The sequence below is a fragment of the Rothia sp. HMSC065C12 genome (assembly GCF_001812085.1).
In the GTDB taxonomy this organism is placed as follows: Bacteria; Actinomycetota; Actinomycetes; order Actinomycetales; family Micrococcaceae; genus Rothia; species Rothia mucilaginosa.
The window spans coordinates 443,629-463,020 of record NZ_KV807679.1 but is presented as its reverse complement, the minus strand read 5'-3'; the positions used below and the strand labels follow the sequence as shown (position 1 = coordinate 463,020).

Below are 19,392 nucleotides of genomic sequence, written 5' to 3'. Positions count from 1 at the left end.
GGAAGCATGAGCCAGTCAGCTGAACACGCCAACATCCCGGTCCGCCCCGTCTTCAACACCCTGCCCAGCTACGCGGCAGGCAAGCCGCCCGCACCCGTTGAAGGCCTCACCCAGTACAAGCTCTCCTCCAACGAGAACCCGCTGGGCCCCGTACCCGAGGTTGCGCGCGTCCTCGCAGAATTTGCGACCGCGCACCGCTACCCCGACCCGCTCTCCACCGCCCTGCGACAGAAGCTCTCCGCACGACTGGGTGTGGACGCTGACGACATCGTCACCGGTGCCGGTAGTCTCGGCGCGCTCAACCAGATTCTCAAAACCTTCGCCGGCGTAAACGCCGACGGCGTTCAGGACGAAGTCATCTACGCCTGGCGTTCCTTCGAGGCGTACCCGATCCTTGTCGGCATCATGGGCGCTCGCAGCGTGCAGGTGCCGAACCTGCCCGACGGCTCGCACGACCTGGACGCCATGGCCGCCGCCATCACCGAGCGCACCCGCCTGATTCTGGTCTGCACCCCCAACAACCCGACCGGTCCCGCCGTCACCGAAAGCCAGATTCGTGCGTTCCTGGCGAAGGTGCCCTCCCACATTCCCGTGGTGATTGATGAGGCGTACTTCGAATTCTGCGCTGCCTCCACCGTGCAGGAGGGTGAAGAGCCTCCGCTGAACGGCCTGGATATCTACTGTGACTACGAGAACGTCATCATTCTGCGCACCTTCTCCAAGGCGCAGGGCCTGGCGGGTCTACGCGTGGGCTACTCGATTTCGCATCCGCAGATTACGCAGCACCTGCGCGTGGCGGCGACCCCGTTCGCGGTGACGGCGCTGGCGGAGGCGGCGGCTATCGCCTCCATCGAGCATGAGGATGCGGTGATGGAGCGCGTGAGCCACCTGGTGTCTGAGCGTGAGCGCGTGACCGCCCGCCTGTGCGAGCTGGGCTACGAGTTCCCGAGCACTTACGCGAACTTTGTGTGGCTGCCCCTGGGGGAGCGTACGGGTGAGTTTGTGCAGCTGATGGCTGAGCACGCGCTGTCGGTGCGTGCGTTCGGTACCGAGGGCGTGCGCGTGAGCATCGGTGAGGTGGAGGCGAACGACCGTTTCCTCTCGCTATGCGAGGTCTTCGCGAAGGGTCTCTAGAGCCTCTGGTAAAGGGGAGTGGGTGAGCACCTGACCCTAATTCAACCCTAATTGAACAATGTACTATTTTCCCTAGTCGAGGTTCGTTTAGGCTTTTCAAATGGTTCTCGCGTGGGAAAAATGGCGGCTCGAAAAAGCGCTTAATGGCTAAATTAAACCTCCCATATATTCCTGAAAAAGAATATATGGGAGGTTTAATTTAATGATGTTCAAATAGTGAATGACAGGGCACAATACACTGCGTTATCAGCGTAACTGCCGCGAGATAAAGCCGGAAAGAGTAGACTGGTAACTATATATGCCCAGACCCTCACAGGCCTACCGGAACAGCTCAAACCCTGCACCATCAGGTGAACGTTGAGACTAAAACCCAAGCCGCTGAGGGCCAAGCCCTCGTCACGTGTGGAGGTTAGATGCACGAGAACGACAAGTACCCCGGAGTGCCCGAACGCATCCAGCTCATGGATGAAAACGGCACCGTACACGAACACCCCACCTACAGCCGGTACATCGAAGACGTCAACGCAGACCCCCTGCGCGAGGCATACCGCCTCATGTACACCACCCGCCGATTCGACGACGAGGCAACCGCCCTGCAGCGCCAGGGCCAGCTCGCCCTCTGGGTGCCCAGCCGAGGCCAGGAAGCCGCACAGGTCGGCTCCGCACTCGCCTACGCACCCAACGACTACATCTTCCCCTCCTACCGTGAGCACGCCGTCGCCCTGACGCGTGGCGTGGACTTCCGCGACCTGATCACCATCTTCCGCGGCTCCACCACCCACGGCTGGGACATGAAGGCACACAACTTCCATACCTACACCAAGGTGCTTGCCGCCCAGACCCTGCACGCCGTCGGCTACGCTATGGGTCTGAACTTCGACGCCGACATCGAGGCTGAAACCGGCACCCGCCGCACCGGTCAGGGCCAGGCAACCGACCCCGCCGAGGACACCCAGAAGCCCGCCGTGGCGGTCTACTTCGGTGACGGCTCCTCCACCGAGGGTGACGCACACGAGTCCATGGTTTTCGCTGCCTCCTATAACGCGCCGGTGCTCTTCTTCGTGCAGAACAACCGCTGGGCTATCTCGGTGCCCTTCGAGGTGCAGTCCCGCGTGCCGGTGTCGACCCGCGCCGCAGGCTACGGCTTCGAGGGTATTCGCGTGGACGGCAACGACGTTCTCGCCGTGCTCGCCGCAACCCGCTACGCCATGGAGAAGATCCGTGCCGGTGAAGGCCCCGTGCTGATTGAGGCTGAGACCTACCGCCTCGGCCCGCACACCACCGCGGATGACCCCACCAAGTACCGCACCGATGCCGACCTGGAAGGTCCCCTGCGCCGTGACCCCATGCTGCGCCTGGAGAAGCACCTGCGCGATAACGGCTACGCCGACGATGCCTTCTTCGAAGAGGTTGCAGAATCCGCCCAGCAGATCGCGAACGGCGTGCGTGAGGCAGTGCTGAACTCTGAGGTTGCCGACTTTGAGCGTTTCTTCGACCGCGTCTACGTGCAGGAGCATCAGCAGGTGGAAGACGACCGCGAGTTCTACCGTAACTACGTTGCAGGCTTTGAGGAGGAGTAAGCATGAGCGAGAAAATTGAACGTTTGACCCTCGCTAAGGCGATTACCCGTGGCCTGGAAGACGCCATGGAAGCCGACCGCACCGTCGTCATGCTCGGTGAGGATATTGGCAAGCTCGGCGGCGTGTACCGTGTGACTGAGGGCCTGCAGGCGCGCTTCGGCAACCGTCGCGTCATGGATGCGCCCCTGGGCGAGTCCGGCATTATCGGCACCTCCATCGGTATGGCCCTGCGTGGCTACCGCCCCGTGCCGGAGATTCAGTTCGACGGCTTCGTGTTCCCCGCATACAACCAGATCACGAGCCAGCTGGCGAAGATCCACAACCGCACCGATAAGCAGTACACAGTGCCGGTGACTATCCGCATTCCGTACGGTGGCGTGATTGGTTCGGTGGAGCACCACTCCGAGTCCCCGGAGGCGCTGTTCGCCCACACCGCGGGTCTGCGTATTGTGACCCCTTCGACCCCGCACGAGGCGTACTGGATGACCCGCAAGGCGATTGAGTGCCCCGACCCGGTCATTATTTTTGAGCCGAAGCGCCGCTACTGGCTCAAGGGTGAAGTGGACTTTAGCGACACTTCCTTTGATCCGTTCAGCGCCCAGGTGGTGCGTGAGGGTACGGACGCGACCATCGTTGCGTACGGTCCGCTGGTGCCGGTTGCTCTGGCTGCGGCAGAGGCTGCGGTGGAGGATGGCCGTTCGATTGAGGTTATTGACCTGCGCTCGATTTCACCGCTGGACGTGCCGACCGTTGCTGCTTCGGTGGCGAAGACTGGCCGCCTGATTATTGCGCACGAGGCGCCGACCTTCGGTGGTATGGGCGGTGAGTTGGCTGCGGCGATTACGGAGCGTTGCTTCTACAGCCTGCAGGCGCCAGTGATTCGCGTTGGCGGCTACTACATGCCGTACCCGATTTCCCGTGTTGAGGAAGAGTACGTGCCCGATATTGACCGTATTCTTGAGGCGGTTGACCGCGCTTTTGACTACTAGGCATTCCCTGATCTGACGTATCAGCGTGTTGCGCTATGGCGGGTTGCGAACCCGCACAGAATATTCCATATAGGGTATATGCCCTAGTGAGAGGTAAAAATGTCCCAGATTTTCCCGCTCCCTGATGTGGGTGAAGGCCTGACCGAAGCAGAAATCCTCAGCTGGAAGGTAGCGGTCGGCACCGAGGTCGCCATCAACGACGTCCTCGTCGAAATTGAAACCGCGAAGAGCGTCGTGGAACTACCCTCGCCCTTCGCCGGCACCGTCGAGGCGCTGCTCGTTGCCGAAGGCGAAACCGTTGAGGTGGGCACCCCGATCATCAGCATCTCCGGCGGCGACAACGCACCCGCAACCCCGGCGGCACCCGCCGCGGCAGAGGCTGAGTCCGGCACCGCACTGGTCGGCTCCGGCCCCAAGGCGGACGCTGTGAAGCGCCGCGCCCGCAAGCGCCCCGCCTCCGCGGCCCAGCCCGCACAGGCTGTTGCGGCACCGGTCGCACCGGCTGTTCAGGCACCCGTGGCGCACACCCCCGCCGACTCGGCGAACCGCAACCAGGGCCTGCTGAGCGAGCTGGCTGAGCGCGCCTCCCGCTTTGTGGAGAACACCCCGCTGAACTCGGTGGTGCAGCGTCTGGCACCCGAGCCCGCAGCGGCTCCCGCGCCGACTTTGGCTCCTGAGCAGGTTCCGCACCGCCCGACCCTCGCGCCGCCTCCGGTGCGTCTTGCCGCAAAGGAGCTGGGTGTTGACCTGGCGAACGTGACCGCTACCGGTGCGCGCGGCCAGGTGACCAAGCAGGACCTCATGAACTATGTGGCGCACCTGAGCGATGTGCAGCATAGCGGCGCCCGCCAGCCGTTCTGGCAGCCCGCAGCCACCCCCGGTGACCGCATTGAGCGCATCCCGGTGCGTGGCGTGCGTAAGGCTACCGCGAAGGCTATGGTTGCTTCGGCGTTTAGCGCCCCGCACGTGTCCATCTTCGTGGATGTTGATGCCTCCCGCACCATGGAGTTCGTGAAGCGCCTGAAGAAGTCCCGCCACTTTGAGGGCGTGAAGGTCACCCCGCTGCTGGTACTTGCCGCCGCGGTCATTTGGGCTGCTGAGCGTAACCCGCAGGTCAACGCGACCTGGACCGATAGCGAAATCCAGATTAAGCACTTCATGAACCTGGGTATTGCTGCGGCGACCCCGCGCGGCCTGATGGTTCCGAACATTAAGGACGCTCAGGAGCTGTCCCTGCGTGAGCTGGCTATCGCGCTGAACAACCTGACCACTCGCGCCCGTGAGGGTAAGACTCAGCCCGCTGAGATGGCGAACGGCACCCTGACCATTACGAACATCGGTTCGCTGGGTATTGATACGGGTACCCCGATTATTAACCCCGGTGAGGTGGCGATTGTTGCCTTCGGTACGATCAAGCAGAAGCCGTGGGTGGTTGATGGTGAGGTCATTCCTCGCTGGGTGACGACCCTGGGTGGCTCCTTCGATCACCGTGTGGTGGATGGCGACCTGTCAGCTCGTTTCATGGCTGATGTGGCTGCGATTCTTGAGGAGCCTGCACTGCTGCTGGACCACTAAGCGGAACATTTTGGCTAGTCAGCGCCGTATTGCTGGGTAGCTAAGGCCGTTTAGGATACAGATACTTAGATACAGAAAACCTCCGGTACCTTTCGTAAGGTACCGGAGGTTTTCTGCACGTTTTATCCCTATCGCAACGAGGCGCGGGTGCTTAGAAGACTAGGCGTCCTCGCGTGCCACCTGGTCGCTCGGGTACTTGTCCACGCGGCGGTGGTACAGGCGTCCCAATAGGCCGCCGAGGATAGCGCCGAGGAAGCTCAACGCCAGAACCAGCAGAACCGCGAGCAGGCCGTTCGCGAAATCGCCCGCAATCAGCTTCTGCAACGACAGGGACGCAACACTATTCTGGAACAGCTGAGGCATGAGGAAGGTCGCCAGGGATCCGAGGATGAGCGCCATAATCTGCCAGAGCCACACGGCAATGCCCTGCTTCGCGCCGGCGAATCGTGCCATGCGTCCCGCCGCGTAACCGCCCACCAGGTAAGCGAAGAAAATGAGCACACTCAACGCCACCGCGACCGGCACGGCGTTCGACGCGCCGCTGAAGAGTCGGGAGACCACCGAGGCGTATTCGATGGACTCGCTCTGACCGGTCAGGGTCAGCCACGACTGGATAGCCCACAGGCCACCGTCCATGAGGGAGATGGTGATCAGCCAGCCGAGCAGGCCGGGCAGTAGGTGCATGCGGGAGTAGCGGCTCTTCTGCATGGACAGTGCGGTTGCGGCGGTGAGGATGGGTTCCGAGCCAGCGGCATCACCTGCGGGGGTGGGGATGACGAAGTGGTCATCTGCCGCGGGGGCAGCCTGCGGGGCGCTGGGTGCCGCATGGGCGTTGCCGGGTGCGGGCACCTCGTAGCTTGCCGCTGCGGTCGGTGCGGTAGGGGGTGCGCTAGCTACGCCGCCGCGCACGTTGTCCGTGCTGGGGGCTGCAGGCTTGTCGAGCCAGCTGAGGTTGTCGGTAGCGGGTTCGCCCAAGTCAGCGCCGGAGTCTGCACTTTGAGCGGTGCTGTTTGCGGAGAGGAGCGGCTGCGTTGCGGTAGCCGCTTCGGTGAGGGGGCGGGTCGCATCCTGCGAGGACTGCGCGGAGGACTGAGCCGAAGAGGCCGCCTCGCGCGCCTTTTCGTGGGCGCGGCGTGCCGCGTTCAGCTCCTCATCGGTCAGAACCACGGTGGGGTCGTCGGAGGAGAATGCCGCCTCCCACAGGTCACTTTCGGTGGGGGAGGACGCCGCGGCGGCCGGATGCTGCTGCGGGGTGTTGTTCTGTGCGTTCATTAAATCCTTTGGATTCTAGTCCTGGGTGCTGATTTAGCGGTTGCGGTCAGCGTAGAAGGCGCGTGCTTCTTCCAGGGCTTCTGCGGAGTAGGTGTGCGGGTATGCCGGGCGTTCGTTCTCGTCCAGGGTACGGACCACGCGGCCGGGGTTGCTCACCACGAGGGAGTTAGCCGGGACGTCCTTGGTGACGACGGTGCCCGCGCCAATCACGGAGTTCTTGCCGATGGTCACACCGCCCAGGATGATGGCGCCGCCACCGATCCAGACGTTGTCTTCAACGGTGATGGGCTCGCCACCTTCCCAGTATGCGGCGCGGTCGATCGGGTTGAGCGGGTGGGTGGGGGTGAGGAACTGTACGTTGTTGCCGACGAGCACGGTGGAGCCGATGCGGATCGGGCAGACGTCCAGGAAGACGCAGCCAAAGTTGAAGAAGGAGCCGTCACCAATATAGGTGTTCACGCCGTAGTCGAAGCGTGCGCCGGGGCGGATGTGCGAGTGCTCGCCCAGGTGGCCGAGGTGTTCACGGTAGACGTGCATTGCCTGTGCCTGCTCGCCGCGTGCGTAGTGTTCTTCGGCGAGGACGGTTGCAGCGTGGATGCGCTTAGTCTGCGCGACGCATTCGGCGTCGGGCATGTAGGCGGCGCCGGAGACCATGCGGTTGAAGATGTCGCCGTTGGGGCGCTGCGGGGTGTGCATTAGTGGGCTCCTCCCAGAAGGTAAGCAAGTGCGATGATGGCCATTCCGAACAGGATAACGACTCCTCCGGCGATAGCGAATCGTTTGGAAATTTCGCGGAGGAGCTTCTTGAACTGCTCGTCAGTGATGTCTTGCTGTCGTTTACTCATGCTTTAAGTATCCCAGAGTTGCGGGGTTCTGCCTTAGTGTTTCGATGTTTATTGCGGTATCTGGGGCGGGTGTACCGTGTGATTTTCAGCGTGGAAAGAAACGGTGCTGAGTTGAAGCGTGAGGGTGTGGGAAGGCACAATCAATGCATGACTGAGGCTCAGAAGAACACGAATCTGCAGGATGCGGCGGCACCTGCATCCCCCGCTGGCGTATCGGCTGGTGCGCATCCGTTGGCGCATCGCCCCTGGTTGAAGAATTATTCCCCGTGGACTGCCCGCGATATTGAGCTGCCCGAAACCTCGCTGAGCCACCTCATTGACGAGGCGGTTCGCACCGTACCCCACAAGGTGGCGCTGGAGTTCTTTGGCGCGACCACGACCTACGCTGAGTTGGGGGACCAGATTGAGCGTGCTGCGGAGGGTCTGCGTGTGGCTGGTGTGCAGGCGGGTGACCGTGTGGCGCTGATTTTGCCGAACTGCCCTCAGCATATTGCGGCGTTCTACGCGATTCTGCGCCTGGGCGCGATTGTGGTGGAGCATAACCCTCTGTACACGGGCGCGGAGCTGCGCCACATGTTTGAGGACCACGGCGCGAAGGTCGCGATTGTGTGGGATAAGATCGCCTCGCATATTACGGGTCTTCCGGCGGATATCCGCCCGAACCATATTTATTCGGTGAACATGATTTCGGCGATGCCCGCGCTGATGCGTACCGCGCTGAAGCTGCCGTTGAAGAGTGCGCGTGCTTCGCGTGAGAAGCTGACCGGTCCTGCGCCGGGTACGGTGCCGTGGACTCAGCTGGTGAAGAGCGAGCGTATTGACCCGTCGCATCGCCGCCCGACCGCGCACGATATTGCGCTGCTGCAGTACACCTCGGGTACGACTGGCCTGCCGAAGGGCGTGATGCTCACGCACCGCAACCTGGAGTCTAACGGTCGCATGGGTGAGGCATGGATTAACCCGGGCGATGACGAGGTGATTTACTCGGTTCTGCCGCTGTTCCACGCGTACGGTATGACCCTGGGCGTGACGATTGCGTCGTTGTGCCGTGCCCGCCTGGTGCTGTTCCCGACCGTGGACATGGACCTGATTTTGAAGGCGATGAAGAAGACCCGCCCGACCATTCTTCCTGCGGTTCCGCCGGTGTATCGCCGCCTGATGGATGAGGCGAAGAAGCGCGGCGTGTCCCTGGAGGGTATCCGTTACGCGGTTTCTGGTGCGATGAACCTGCCGCCTGAGCTGGTTGCCGAGTGGGAGGAAGCGTCCGGCGGTTTCATGGTGGAAGGCTACGGCCTGACCGAGTGCGCGCCGCTGGTGTCCTGCAACCCGCTCAATGACACTCGCCGTGCCGGTTTTATTGGTGTTCCGTTCCCCTCCACCGATATTCGTGTGGTGGACCCGGAAACTGGCGAGGACGTGCCTGATGGTGAAGAGGGCGAGCTGTGGGTGAAGGGCCCTCAGCGTTTTGCTGGTTACTGGAAGCGTGAGGACGAGACGGCGAAGACCATCACCCCCGAGGGTTGGCTGCGTACCGGCGATATTGTGCGCCTGGATGAGGACTACTTCATTCAGATTGTCGACCGTATTAAAGAAGTTATTATTACCGGCGGTTTCAACGTCTCCCCGACGGAGGTTGAGGTCGCGCTCAAGCAGCACGACATGGTCGCGGATGCGGCGGTAGTCGGTATTCCGCTGCCCGCCGGTGGCGAGATGGTGGTCGCCGCTGTAGTTCCCGCCCCGGGCCGGGTGGTGCAGGAGCATACTCTGCGTGAGCACTGCTATTCGAAGGTGACTCGTTATAAGGTTCCGCGCCGCATCGTGGTGGTGGATGATCTGCCCCGTTCGATGCTGGGTAAGGTTCTGCGCCGTAAGGTGCGTGAGCAGCTGATTGCTTCGGGCGAGTTCGATCAGTAGGTTGATTCCCCGCCCGCCCGTAACGGGTGGGCACTATGGACGCCGGCTTGGGTTTTCTTAACCCGGGCCGGCGTTTTGTGTGTGCCTGAATACACTGGCAATGACACCGTCAATGACGCTTTGTGACCTGGAAATAATCAGCGTGTGACGAATTATGACAAAATATGACGACCTTGACGTTCTGTGTCTCATGAATAGCCATTAACTTCCACACCCGCCCTTGTGCGTGCTGTAATTGTCCCATCATCATTCCCATCGGATGTGCTAGTACCAACGTGAGCACCCGGTGGAACGCATCATCATTCAACAGAAAGATTCATAGCCGTGAAGAAGTTTGCTGCTGCACTCGCAGTTGTCCCCATGGTCTTTGGCCTGGCAGCCTGCGGTTCCACCAACTCCTCCTCTTCCTCCTCTTCCGCATCCAAGAAGGTCACCATCGGTGTGGTTGGCTCTGAGAAGTTCAACAAGACCCTGAAGGAAGAAGCTAAGAAGCAGGGTATCGACATTGAGTTCAAGGAGTTCAGCGCGTACACCGAGCCGAACCCCGCACTGGACGCCGGTGACATCGACATGAACCGCTTCCAGCACATCGCGTACCTGTCCAACTACAACGTGAGCGCTAAGAAGGACCTGCAGATTGTCGGCCCGACCGTCATCTACCCGATGGCCCTGTTCTCCAAGAAGCACTCCAAGTTGGCTGACATCCCCCAGGGCGGCGAGATCGTTATCCCGAACGACACCGTGAACGAAGCACGCGCGCTGAAGCTGCTGAAGACCAACGGTCTGGTTACCTTCAAGAACGCCGATGTTGACGCACCCACCATCGACGACGTGGACACCGCTAACTCCAAGGTGAAGGTCACTCCCGTCGACGCAACCCAGACCGTGGTTGGCATGGAGTCCGCTGACGGCGCGGTCGTCAACAACGACTTCCTCAAGGATGCAGGTCTGAAGCCCGCAGACGCACTGGCTCAGGACGACCCCAAGACCGACCCCTCCGCTATCAAGTACGTGAACCTCTTCGTTGCTCAGAAGGACAAGGCTGACGACGAGACCTACAAGAAGATTGTTGAAATCTTCCACACCAAGCCCGTCATGGATGTTGTTCAGGAAGAGACCCGCGGCACCGCTGTTGAGGTCAACGTGAGCACCGACGAGCTGCGTCAGTCCCTGGCTAACGAAGAAGCCAAGCTGCGCGCCAAGAAGTAATCTTCTGAATACACGCCTCCTCTAGGCATACGCAAAGGCGGTAAGTCTAAGCACCCGATGCGGGTCACGACAGGCTTACCGTCCTTTGCGTAACGGCGTTAATGCCCTTTAGCGCCCCAACCACGACATATAACGGATACAAACTTATGAGTGAACTGGTACAGAGCTTCGGTGACAGCACCGAGCCCATGGTGGTTCTGGACGGAGTCTCCAAGGTCTTCGGCAACGGCCCCAAGGCGGTAGTTGCTGTGGACAACGTCTCCCTCAGCATTAACCGCGGCGAAATCTTTGCAATTATCGGCTACTCCGGCGCCGGTAAGTCCACCCTGGTCCGCCTCATTAACGGCCTGGAAACCACCACCAGTGGCACCCTGACCGTTGGCGGCTTCGAAATTTCCGGCAAGCGCGACTCCGAACTGCGCGAAGCACGCACCAACATCGGCATGATCTTCCAGCAGTTCAACCTGATGAACTCCCGCACCGTGCTCGGTAACGTTGAGTTCCCCCTGAAGATTGCCGGCTGGTCTAAGAAGGACCGCCGCGCCCGCGCCCTGGAAATGCTCGAGTTCGTGGGTCTTGCCGACCGTGCAGGCCACTACCCGAACCAGCTTTCGGGCGGTCAGAAGCAGCGTGTGGGTATTGCTCGTGCGCTCGCGACCAGCCCCGCCCTGCTGCTAGCTGATGAGTCCACCAGCGCGCTGGACCCGGAAACCACTCATGAAGTGCTCGCTCTCCTCAAGCGTGTGAACCGTGAACTGGGTGTGACCGTCGTGGTGATTACCCACGAGATGGATGTGGTCTCCAGCATCGCTGACCGTGTGGCTGTCATGGAGTCCGGCCGCGTGGTGGAGCAGGGCAACGTCTACGACGTCTTCTCCAACCCGCAGACCGACGTGGCAAAGCTGTTTGTTGCGACCACCGTCAAGCTCGCCCCCACCGGCAAGGAAGCGGCTGAGCTGCGCGCAAACCACAAGGGTTACCTCATCAACGTTGAAATCGTGGAGGGTAACCAGGAGCTCGGTAAGGTGCTGTCCTACCTGGGTGCCCGTAACGTCCGCTTCAACATTGTGGGCGGCGGTATTGAGACTCTGCAGGGCAAGGCGTACGGTACCCTCACCCTGGAACTCCTCGGCGAAATCACCAGCATTGATGCCGCCGTTGCCGAACTGAAGACCGTTGCCCGCGTGCAGGAGGTGCGCTAAATGTTTGCTACTACTCTTCCGCTGGCTGCGTCTAAGACGGACTGGTCCGAGTTCCTGCCCGAGAAGCTGCTCCCGGCTATCGGCGATACGTTCTACATGGTGTCTATCACCATGCTGTGTGCCGGTCTGGTCGGCCTGATTGTGGGTGCTCTGCTGTACACCACCCGTGAGGGCAACATCTTCCAGAACCGTTTCGTGTACACGATCCTGAACATTCTGGTGAACGTGATTCGCCCGATTCCGTTCATTATTTTGATTGCGGCTTTGGGCCCGCTGACGAGCGCCGTGGTGGGTACCCGCCTGGGCGTGAATGCGGCGGTCTTCGCGATGAGCTTCGGTGCTGCATTCGCTATTGCCCGTATCGTGGAGCAGAACATGGTCTCCATTGACCCGGGCGTGATTGAGGCGGCGCGTGCGATGGGCGCTTCAAAGCTGACCATCCTGTTCACCGTGATGATTCCGGAGGCGCTTGGCCCGCTGATCCTCGGTTACACCTTCCTCGTCATTGGCGTGGTGGATATGTCCGCTATGGCCGGTTACGTGGGTGCCGGTGGTCTGGGTAAGATCGCGATTGTGGACGGCTACCAGCGCTTCAACGATGAGATCACCTGGGCTGTTGTGGCGATTATTATCGTCCTGGTTCAGCTGGTTCAGTTCATCGGTAACTTCCTGGCGAAGAAGGTTATGCGCCGATAAGCTCGTGCCCCTATAGGTACAGCTGATAAAGCATAGAAGACCCCCGGTCTGCTCTTGAAGAGCGGGCCGGGGGTCTTTCTTGATGCTGCTACGAGGTGGAGGGCGGATGCCACTTAGTTCTGCGCCGCCTCCAGGTACATATCCGGGGCAGGCTTACCGGTGGGAACGTCGTTGCTGCTGACCCAGGTGCGCACCAGCGAAAAAAGCATACGCACGTAGGAAAGAAGAAGAGAGGTGGGTGAAAGCAGCAGGGGAAGTGAAGACTGTTTACCGCTGTATCTGCGATAAGAACCTAGAAATGTGTAAGGCAGAGGAGCATCCGAAGCGCAATAAGACGACTTAGGATGTAAGTTTGCTGAGGAGAGAGAACGGGCTGGGAGCTTTAGCAGCTAAATACTATAGTGTGCAGTGGCGCAAATTGTTATTGAATCATTACTAAAATAATTTTGACTCCCATTTTGCTGATTGATATCATAAAAGTGTTCTGTTTCACATCAAACTAGAGATATTATCAACAGCTATTGTCGGAGCCGGTATAGAAGGACGTGGAATCGCGTTCTACGCAGATTGGGGTATACCACCGCTGACAGCAAAAATTGAATAAATATCTGAGGTGATTAAGTTGGTCGACACTAGATACATACCGGTACCTGAATTATGTTTCGCAGGTTATTCTTTCTATTATTTTACATCTTCGCATGATTCAATGTTTTATAATGTTGCCGGTATTTTAATTCTTTGTGGATTTGTTGGGTACTCTGCATATCGTGCAAATAAGAACTACGTACAACCTGCGGCATCCTTCATAAAATCCGTATTTTTTATGTTGGCTGTGGTAATTTTACAAGTGTATTGGCTTGACCCTTTGGCTCAGGTTGTAGTTCTACTTATGAGTATCCTGTACGCTTTTGTTTTCTATAAGCAACAGCCGAAATAAGCATCCTTGGAGTTCTAAAACACCTAGCATCACGAGAACCTGCCAATGTTCAGGTTCTCGTGATGTTTTGTATTGGTACCGTTTAGTGAGACTTTGGAAAAGTAGCGCTCCGCGAGAGTGCTGATGAGGTCAAAGGGCTACAAGAGCGGGTGCTAGAGAGGCAGCTGATAAGCATAGAAGACCCCCGGTCTGCTCCTTGAGGAGCGGGCCGGGGGTCTTTCTTGATGCTGCCTATCAGGTGAGGCGGTGGCGCGGTGAGGTGTCTACGGTAGGTGCTTAGCCCTGCTGCTTAGCCCTGCGCCGCCATAGACTGCTATACCTCAGACTGCTGTGCCGCCTCAAGCTTGGCGATCCAGGTGCGTGCCGCCTCCCAGAGCTGCGGGTCATTGAACGAATCGAAGCGCCCAAAACCGGCCGGTGCCTTTGCCGGGTCGGTGCCTTCCGGAACGTAAATCATGACCTTCGTACCGGCGTCACGTGCCGCCTGCGCGCCCGCGGGGGAGTCCTCGAACGCCAGCGCCTCGTGGCCTTCAAAGCCGAGGCGACGTGCCGCCTCCAGGTACATGTCCGGGGCGGGCTTACCGGCCGGAACGTCGTTGCTGCTGACCCAGGTGCGCACCAGCGGGGCGTAACCGTAGCTTTCCATCTTCAGGGTCAGAATGTTCGCGGTGGAGTTCGACGCCACCGCAACCGGCATGTGCTCGCTCAGGAAGCCCAGGAACTTCTGCGCACCCTCAATCAGGTCCACGCCGGAGCTGATGACCTCGTGCTCGGTGGTGAGCAGGTCCTTCATCACGCGTTCATGGTGTTCGGCGTACTCTGCGGAGGCAACATTCGGCTTCTGGCCGTTCTGCGCCTCGTAGGAGAGCAGTGCAAGCTCCTCGGCGACATCGGCTGCTGCCAGGCCGGTGAGGCGATGCTCCACCTCCTCGGTGAAGGGAACAGACCAGCGGGCGAAAAGCTCACGCTGCACATCGTTCCAGACGGTCTCGGAGTCGAGGAGGATGCCGTCGCAGTCGAAGATTGCGCAGCGGGGGAACCAATCGGAGGGTACTGTGTGTTCAAACATAATGTCAGTCTCTCACAGGGTTTTAGGCTATGGAAGCGGTGGCTCGGTGCGTGAGAAAACATGCAGGGCGCGAACCGGGTGAGGGCACAAAAGCACGCAGTATAAGCACGCAGCACAAAAGTATGCAGCACAAACGCGGGCATAAAGAAACCCTCCCGCCGCATCCAGAACGGACGCAACGGGAGGGCAGAAGCTAAAACAGCTTAGAGAGCGGACACCGGCTTGTGAGTCACCTGACGCATAAACGGAATAGTCGCCAACAGGCCCACATAGACCAGCGCCAGACCCAGCGCAATAGCGCCGAAGGTCATACCGAACATCTTCGCCAGAATCTCACCGGAAAGACCCTGCGCCGCAATCAACGCCGTCAGCGGCAGACCCAGTAGCGCAGAAACCACGCTAATGAGCACCAGCGGACCGAAAACCACGGTAAGGCGCGAAGCCTGCAACATCCTTGTGGGGGTACCCATCATATTCAGCGAAGAGTACAGCGAACCACGCTCGTAAATGGCGGCGCTCTGATTCAGCACTGCGGAGAGGGTGACTAGCAGGTACGAGAAGAACAGCATGAGCAGCATGCCCTGGAACATGTCCGACATGATGGTCATGAAGGGGCCGGCGGCGGGGCCTACCTCCTTCGCCGTTTTGTTCATCTCACCCGCCAGAATCAGGATGGGGCCGAAGAAGGTCACCAAGAAGGTCGACAGCGCCACACCCGAAACCTGACGCCACGCCCCGCGCGGGGACTCTAGCACCGCACGGTAACCCAGCAGAACCGACGCCTTCTGGGTCATGCGCACACGAATCTTTGCGTATGCCCACACCAGGAAGGTACCAATCAGGTCGATAGCAACCATCATCAGCAGACCCGGCAGAGCAATGAAAATCGCTAGGTTCTTAATCGCACTATCGGCACCGCCGTCCTGGAAGGGTGAGAACATGCTAAAACCCTTCGAGGTCGAAGCCAGAATCATCACGGCAATGACCAGAACAACACCGATACCCAGAGCAATGTAACCGGCGGAACCAGCCTTCGCGCGGGTACGCACACCCAGCGGGCTGATGCTGACCTTCGCCAGACCGAAGAGGGAGCTGAGAGCCGCCAAAACCATACAACCCAGGAAGCAGTAGAAAATCACGCTCACCGGCAGGAGCATATTCTCAGCACCCAGCGGAACGTTCATGAAGTGTAAAGCGCCAAAGGGGAAAATCAGCACCAGGTAGAGCAACAGACCGATGATGAAACCCACAAGAGAGTACACCAGCGCGTCCGCAACAGACAGACCCACAATCAGGGTTGTGGAGGCACCAATCAGGCGCAGGGACGCCAGACGCTCATCACGGCGGCGGGCACTCAAACGAGCAGCCGAAGCGCCCAAGGTAAAGAGCGGAACAATCAGCACCAGAGCGGCAACCCACGCCAAACCCATGTAGAGCTTCTGAATGCCCATCAGGTTGATCATTTCGTGGTCAACGTTGGCGTGCTCAAGCCAAGTACTCAGCGCCTGAACACCACCGGCAACCGTCAAAAACAGTGCCGAGGAGGCGGCAAACGCCAGCACGGGAAGAATCGCCTGCGAACTCCATAGGGTTCGCTTGGCGAGTAGAGCATAGATTTGCATTATGCACCTGCCTGAGACTGAGCGCCGAAGCTCTGAGCGTGGTTCTGGGAAGCGGGAACACCGCCCTGGTTATTGCGCTGGTCGCTCACAATCTGACCGTCCTGCAGGTACACCACGCGGGAGCACGCCGCCGCCACGTTCGGGTCGTGAGTAACCACCAGCAGAGTCTTACCCTGCTGCGGAATCATGGTCAGCAGCAGCGCCATCACCTCACGCGCGGTCTTCGAATCCAGCGCGCCGGTCGGCTCATCCGCGAAAGTCACGGGGGCACCGTTCACCTGGGAGCGGGCAATCGCCACACGCTGAGCCTGACCACCGGACATCTCACCCATACGGCGGTCCAGCATCTGCCCCAAACCCAGACGGTTCAGCAGATCAGCCGAAATGGAACGCGCCTGCTGGCGGGGAACACCGGCAATCATCGCGGCGAGGGAGACATTCTCCTCCGCGGTCAGCTCGGGAACCAGTAGACCCTGCTGGAACACGAAACCAAACGAGTTAGCGCGCAGGGAGGTGCGCTCACGCTCGCTGAGGGACTCCACCGCCACCTGACCGGTCGGGCCATTGAACAGCACAGAACCGGCATCGAGCTTGATAATGCCCGAGAGCGCGTGCAACAGGGTGGTCTTACCGGAACCGGAAGGACCCATAATCGCCACGGACTCGCCGGGGTAAATATCGAGGCTCACGTTACGCAGCACCGGGTTATTGCCGTACGACTTGTGCAGGTTACGGGCAGAAATAATCGCGCCGCGCGCGAAGGGCGCCTGCTGCATCTGCTGAGGTGCCTGAGCCGGGTAGCCCTGCGGCTGGCCCTGATAGTAGCCCGCCTGGCTCTGCTGGTTAGGCTGACCCTGCTGAGCGGAATACTGACCGGCAGGCTGCGCCGCCTGCGGAGGGGTCATTGAATACGGGTTCTGAGCCTGGAACTGCGGGTTCTGAGATTGAGGATTCTGCGTCATGACAACCTTCATTGGGTATGAACTAACGGAAGTACACTTCTATCATCTCAGCTTCTCGGCGGCTCACCCCTCCGTCTGGGGGCTGAAAAATATGGGAAAACCCTGAAAAAATTTGCCCGACCGGGTACTCAACCGCCCCGCAGCTCATACCGCGGTATGAGTGCGCTTCATGAGAGAATACGCCTCTTGCCCCCTTGAACTGCGCGGGGGCAATGCCATACTAGAAGGATGACCGACGCACAGAACACCCCTATCATCACTCCGGTAGCCGACCCCGAGGCAGGAACCCGCATCATCTTCCTGCGCCACGGCCAGACCGACTGGAACATCGACCACCGCTTCCAGGGCGGCACCGACATCCCCCTCAACGACACCGGCAGAGAGCAGGTCCGCACCGCTATCGGCGCCCTGCAACAGGCAGCAGCTGAGGGCACCAGGGTGGACGCTATCGTCTCCTCGCCCCTTTCCCGCGCCGTAGAAAGCGCCGAAATCGTAGCCGAAGGCCTGGGCGTACCCTACCGCGGTGCCATTGACGGCTTCCAGGAACGTTCCTTTGGTGACCTGGAAGGCCAGATTGCTACCCGCGAGCTGATTCTCGCCTCCCGCCAGTCCAACAATGCTTTCAATGTGGAGCCGAAGAAGGACTTCCTCGCCCGCTCCCTCGCGGCGCTGAACCGTGTCCGCCGCGAATACGAGGGTCAGACCGTTGTGGTCGCCGCGCACGGCATGCTGATTGCCATGACCATGACCGCCCTGATCGCTGAGCGCCACCCCGAACTGCTCAACGAGGACGGTATCTACCCGATCCCGGTGAACGCCTCCCTGACCGAGGTGCCCCTGCAGTACCTGGACGACGCGATCGACCGCCTGGTCGTGCAGCATCTGGAACCCGAGCTGGGCCCCGAGGAAGTACCGGCGGGTGCCGAGAACACGACCCTCACCCTGATCCGTCACGGCCAGACCGACTGGAACAAGGCGAACCTGATGCAGGGCATCACCGACATTCCGCTCAATGACACCGGCCGCGAGCAGGCACGCACCACCGGCAAGAAGCTCGCCGACATGGGTCTGGAGTTCACTGTGCTGGTGTCCTCGCCGCTGTCCCGCGCCTACAAGACGGCGCAGCTGGTCGGTGAGTACTTCGACCTGCAGGTGCACAAGACCTACCCCGAACTGGTGGAACGCGCCTACGGTGCCGGCGAGGGCCTGGACATTCCCGCCCCCGAACGCCGCGCCCCGGAACGCTACTACCCGAACGTGGAATCCGAACGTGACGTGTACATTCGTGCGGTGCGCACCCTGCGCAATATCGTGCGTGAACTCTCTGAAGCCTCGGGCGACCAGAAGATTATTGCCGTCAGCCACGGCAGCTTTATCCGCCGCGCCCTCTCCGCCGCAGCCGGTGAAGAGTGGACCGTGACCGTGCCGAACGCCGAACCGCTCACGATTGACGTACCGGGCCTGTTCGCGTGGGATTCGACCAAGCAGTTCGACGAGGTGGGCCGCCTTGTTTGGTAAAGGACAACCCGGTAGCGGTCGCTCTAGCGCTCGCGTGTGGCGGCTGATTCTCTGGCCGGTTACGGCGCTGTACTGCGCGGTGGTGGCGAGTATCGTGTTCGCCCCCGTACACGTGGACGATAACGAGATGGGCGGCCGCCTGGCGCAGCTGCTGGATACCGGCCATGCCGAGGGCTGGCTGCCTGCGTTCATCACCTATTCGAGCATTGAGCAGCTTTCGAACGTCATCATGTTCATTCCGGGCGGTTTTCTTTTCGCCCTGCTGCTCAAGCCGAAGGCTCGCCCGCACGTGCTGTACTCGGGATTTTTGGTCAGCGCCTGCATTGAGACGATTCAGAGTTTCATGCCTGATCGCACCGGTGACCCGGTGGATGTGCTGATGAACGGTTCGGGTGCCCTGCTGGGTGCGGCGGGTGCTTTGGGCGTGCATCGTTGGCGTCGTGAACGTCGTGAGCGTCAAGGTAAATAAAGTTTTGTGCCCGGTGGAGGCGCTGGTTTCGAGGATTCTCGCTGAGGATTTTCGGAGCTGGCGCCTCCACTTTTTACCCTGTGAGGGCGCCGTGTAGGTGTTGGATACTGTGCGGATGAGGGGGGAGCGGGAAAACCCAACAGTTCATTAGGTCAAACAGACATAAACAGGCAGTGACCTCCGATATAGTGTGGTTTCTGTAGGGAACATTCGGGTAATATTCCGGTAAATACAGCGTTTTATATTGACTTACCCACAAAAACCCACATAAAATCAAGTATTACCCTCAAGTGTTCTGCTGGCTCACTGAAACCATGTCTCTCACGGTTATAAAAGCCGAGCAGAGCACAGAAAAGAACGCACAGATTTCCTCCCACTAGCCCAAAGGAACACCAGATT

General features: G+C 59.9%; 16 protein-coding genes. 10 read left to right on the top strand and 6 right to left on the bottom strand.

Annotated features, from left to right (window positions below):
* The first annotated feature begins 6 nt into the window (after positions 1-6).
* The 4 genes from HMPREF2836_RS07930 to HMPREF2836_RS07915 all read left to right on the top strand — a co-directional run bounded on the left by HMPREF2836_RS07930 (position 7) and on the right by HMPREF2836_RS07915 (position 5,278).
* Complete coding sequence (locus tag HMPREF2836_RS07930; protein ID WP_070630037.1) at positions 7-1,134, top strand: histidinol-phosphate transaminase; 1,128 nt, start codon at positions 7-9, stop codon at positions 1,132-1,134.
* A gap of 413 nt (positions 1,135-1,547) precedes the next feature.
* Positions 1,548-2,714 (top strand): thiamine pyrophosphate-dependent enzyme, encoded by a 1,167-nt coding sequence (locus tag HMPREF2836_RS07925; protein WP_070630036.1) that lies wholly within the window; start codon positions 1,548-1,550, stop codon positions 2,712-2,714.
* 2 nt (positions 2,715-2,716) lie between these two features.
* Complete coding sequence (locus HMPREF2836_RS07920) at positions 2,717-3,703, top strand: alpha-ketoacid dehydrogenase subunit beta (RefSeq protein ID WP_049357344.1); 987 nt, start codon at positions 2,717-2,719, stop codon at positions 3,701-3,703.
* 99 nt (positions 3,704-3,802) lie between these two features.
* Positions 3,803-5,278 (top strand): dihydrolipoamide acetyltransferase family protein, encoded by a 1,476-nt coding sequence (locus HMPREF2836_RS07915; protein WP_012902826.1) that lies wholly within the window; start codon positions 3,803-3,805, stop codon positions 5,276-5,278.
* A 159-nt stretch (positions 5,279-5,437) separates the two neighbouring features.
* Here the strand turns inward: HMPREF2836_RS07915 and HMPREF2836_RS07910 are convergent, their stop codons facing one another.
* Genes HMPREF2836_RS07910 through HMPREF2836_RS09335 form a run of 3 tightly spaced genes read right to left on the bottom strand, consistent with a single transcriptional unit; the run spans position 5,438 to position 7,395 of the window.
* The gene (locus tag HMPREF2836_RS07910) at positions 5,438-6,550 is read right to left on the bottom strand and encodes a hypothetical protein (RefSeq protein WP_049346138.1); all 1,113 of its coding nucleotides are present in this window, start codon (positions 6,548-6,550) and stop codon (positions 5,438-5,440) included.
* A gap of 33 nt (positions 6,551-6,583) precedes the next feature.
* Positions 6,584-7,246 carry a sugar O-acetyltransferase gene (locus HMPREF2836_RS07905; protein WP_070630035.1) on the bottom strand — a complete coding sequence of 221 codons (663 nt, stop codon included), beginning with the start codon at positions 7,244-7,246 and terminating at the stop codon, positions 6,584-6,586.
* On the bottom strand, positions 7,246-7,395 hold the full coding sequence (locus HMPREF2836_RS09335; protein WP_005504480.1) for a hypothetical protein: 150 nt from the start codon (positions 7,393-7,395) through the stop codon (positions 7,246-7,248). Before HMPREF2836_RS09335 ends, HMPREF2836_RS07905 begins: the two co-directional genes overlap by 1 nt.
* A 147-nt stretch (positions 7,396-7,542) precedes the next feature.
* On the opposite strand from HMPREF2836_RS09335, the gene HMPREF2836_RS07900 reads away from it, so the two are divergent.
* The 4 genes from HMPREF2836_RS07900 (at position 7,543) to HMPREF2836_RS07885 (ending at position 12,416) form a co-directional block, all read left to right on the top strand.
* Positions 7,543-9,309 (top strand): long-chain-fatty-acid--CoA ligase, encoded by a 1,767-nt coding sequence (locus HMPREF2836_RS07900; RefSeq protein ID WP_070630034.1) that lies wholly within the window; start codon positions 7,543-7,545, stop codon positions 9,307-9,309.
* A 324-nt stretch (positions 9,310-9,633) separates the two neighbouring features.
* A complete protein-coding gene (locus tag HMPREF2836_RS07895) occupies positions 9,634-10,518 on the top strand; it encodes a MetQ/NlpA family ABC transporter substrate-binding protein (protein ID WP_005507550.1) in 885 nt (294 codons plus the stop codon).
* Between the two features lie 146 nt (positions 10,519-10,664).
* Positions 10,665-11,720 carry a methionine ABC transporter ATP-binding protein gene (locus HMPREF2836_RS07890; RefSeq protein ID WP_070630033.1) on the top strand — a complete coding sequence of 352 codons (1,056 nt, stop codon included), beginning with the start codon at positions 10,665-10,667 and terminating at the stop codon, positions 11,718-11,720.
* Entirely contained in the window at positions 11,721-12,416 is a 696-nt protein-coding gene (locus HMPREF2836_RS07885) for a methionine ABC transporter permease (RefSeq protein WP_012902834.1), read from the top strand.
* A 1,250-nt stretch (positions 12,417-13,666) separates the two neighbouring features.
* Here HMPREF2836_RS07885 and HMPREF2836_RS07880 read toward each other — a convergent pair.
* The 3 genes from HMPREF2836_RS07880 to HMPREF2836_RS07870 all read right to left on the bottom strand — a co-directional run bounded on the left by HMPREF2836_RS07880 (position 13,667) and on the right by HMPREF2836_RS07870 (position 17,006).
* Positions 13,667-14,422 (bottom strand): HAD family hydrolase, encoded by a 756-nt coding sequence (locus tag HMPREF2836_RS07880; RefSeq protein WP_070630032.1) that lies wholly within the window; start codon positions 14,420-14,422, stop codon positions 13,667-13,669.
* Between the two features lie 203 nt (positions 14,423-14,625).
* On the bottom strand, positions 14,626-16,044 hold the full coding sequence (locus tag HMPREF2836_RS07875) for an FtsX-like permease family protein (protein WP_070630031.1): 1,419 nt from the start codon (positions 16,042-16,044) through the stop codon (positions 14,626-14,628).
* Complete coding sequence (locus tag HMPREF2836_RS07870; protein WP_070630131.1) at positions 16,044-17,006, bottom strand: ABC transporter ATP-binding protein; 963 nt, start codon at positions 17,004-17,006, stop codon at positions 16,044-16,046. The genes HMPREF2836_RS07875 and HMPREF2836_RS07870 overlap by 1 nt, the downstream gene beginning before the upstream one ends.
* Positions 17,007-17,234: 228 nt before the next feature.
* Between HMPREF2836_RS07870 and HMPREF2836_RS07865 the strand changes: the two genes are divergently transcribed.
* Together HMPREF2836_RS07865 and HMPREF2836_RS07860 are read left to right on the top strand one after the other, a co-directional pair.
* Positions 17,235-18,524: a histidine phosphatase family protein gene (locus HMPREF2836_RS07865; protein ID WP_070507226.1), complete on the top strand. Its 1,290-nt coding sequence runs from the start codon at positions 17,235-17,237 to the stop codon at positions 18,522-18,524.
* Between the two features lie 34 nt (positions 18,525-18,558).
* Positions 18,559-18,993 carry a VanZ family protein gene (locus HMPREF2836_RS07860; RefSeq protein WP_141744454.1) on the top strand — a complete coding sequence of 145 codons (435 nt, stop codon included), beginning with the start codon at positions 18,559-18,561 and terminating at the stop codon, positions 18,991-18,993.
* Positions 18,994-19,392: the final 399 nt, after the last annotated feature.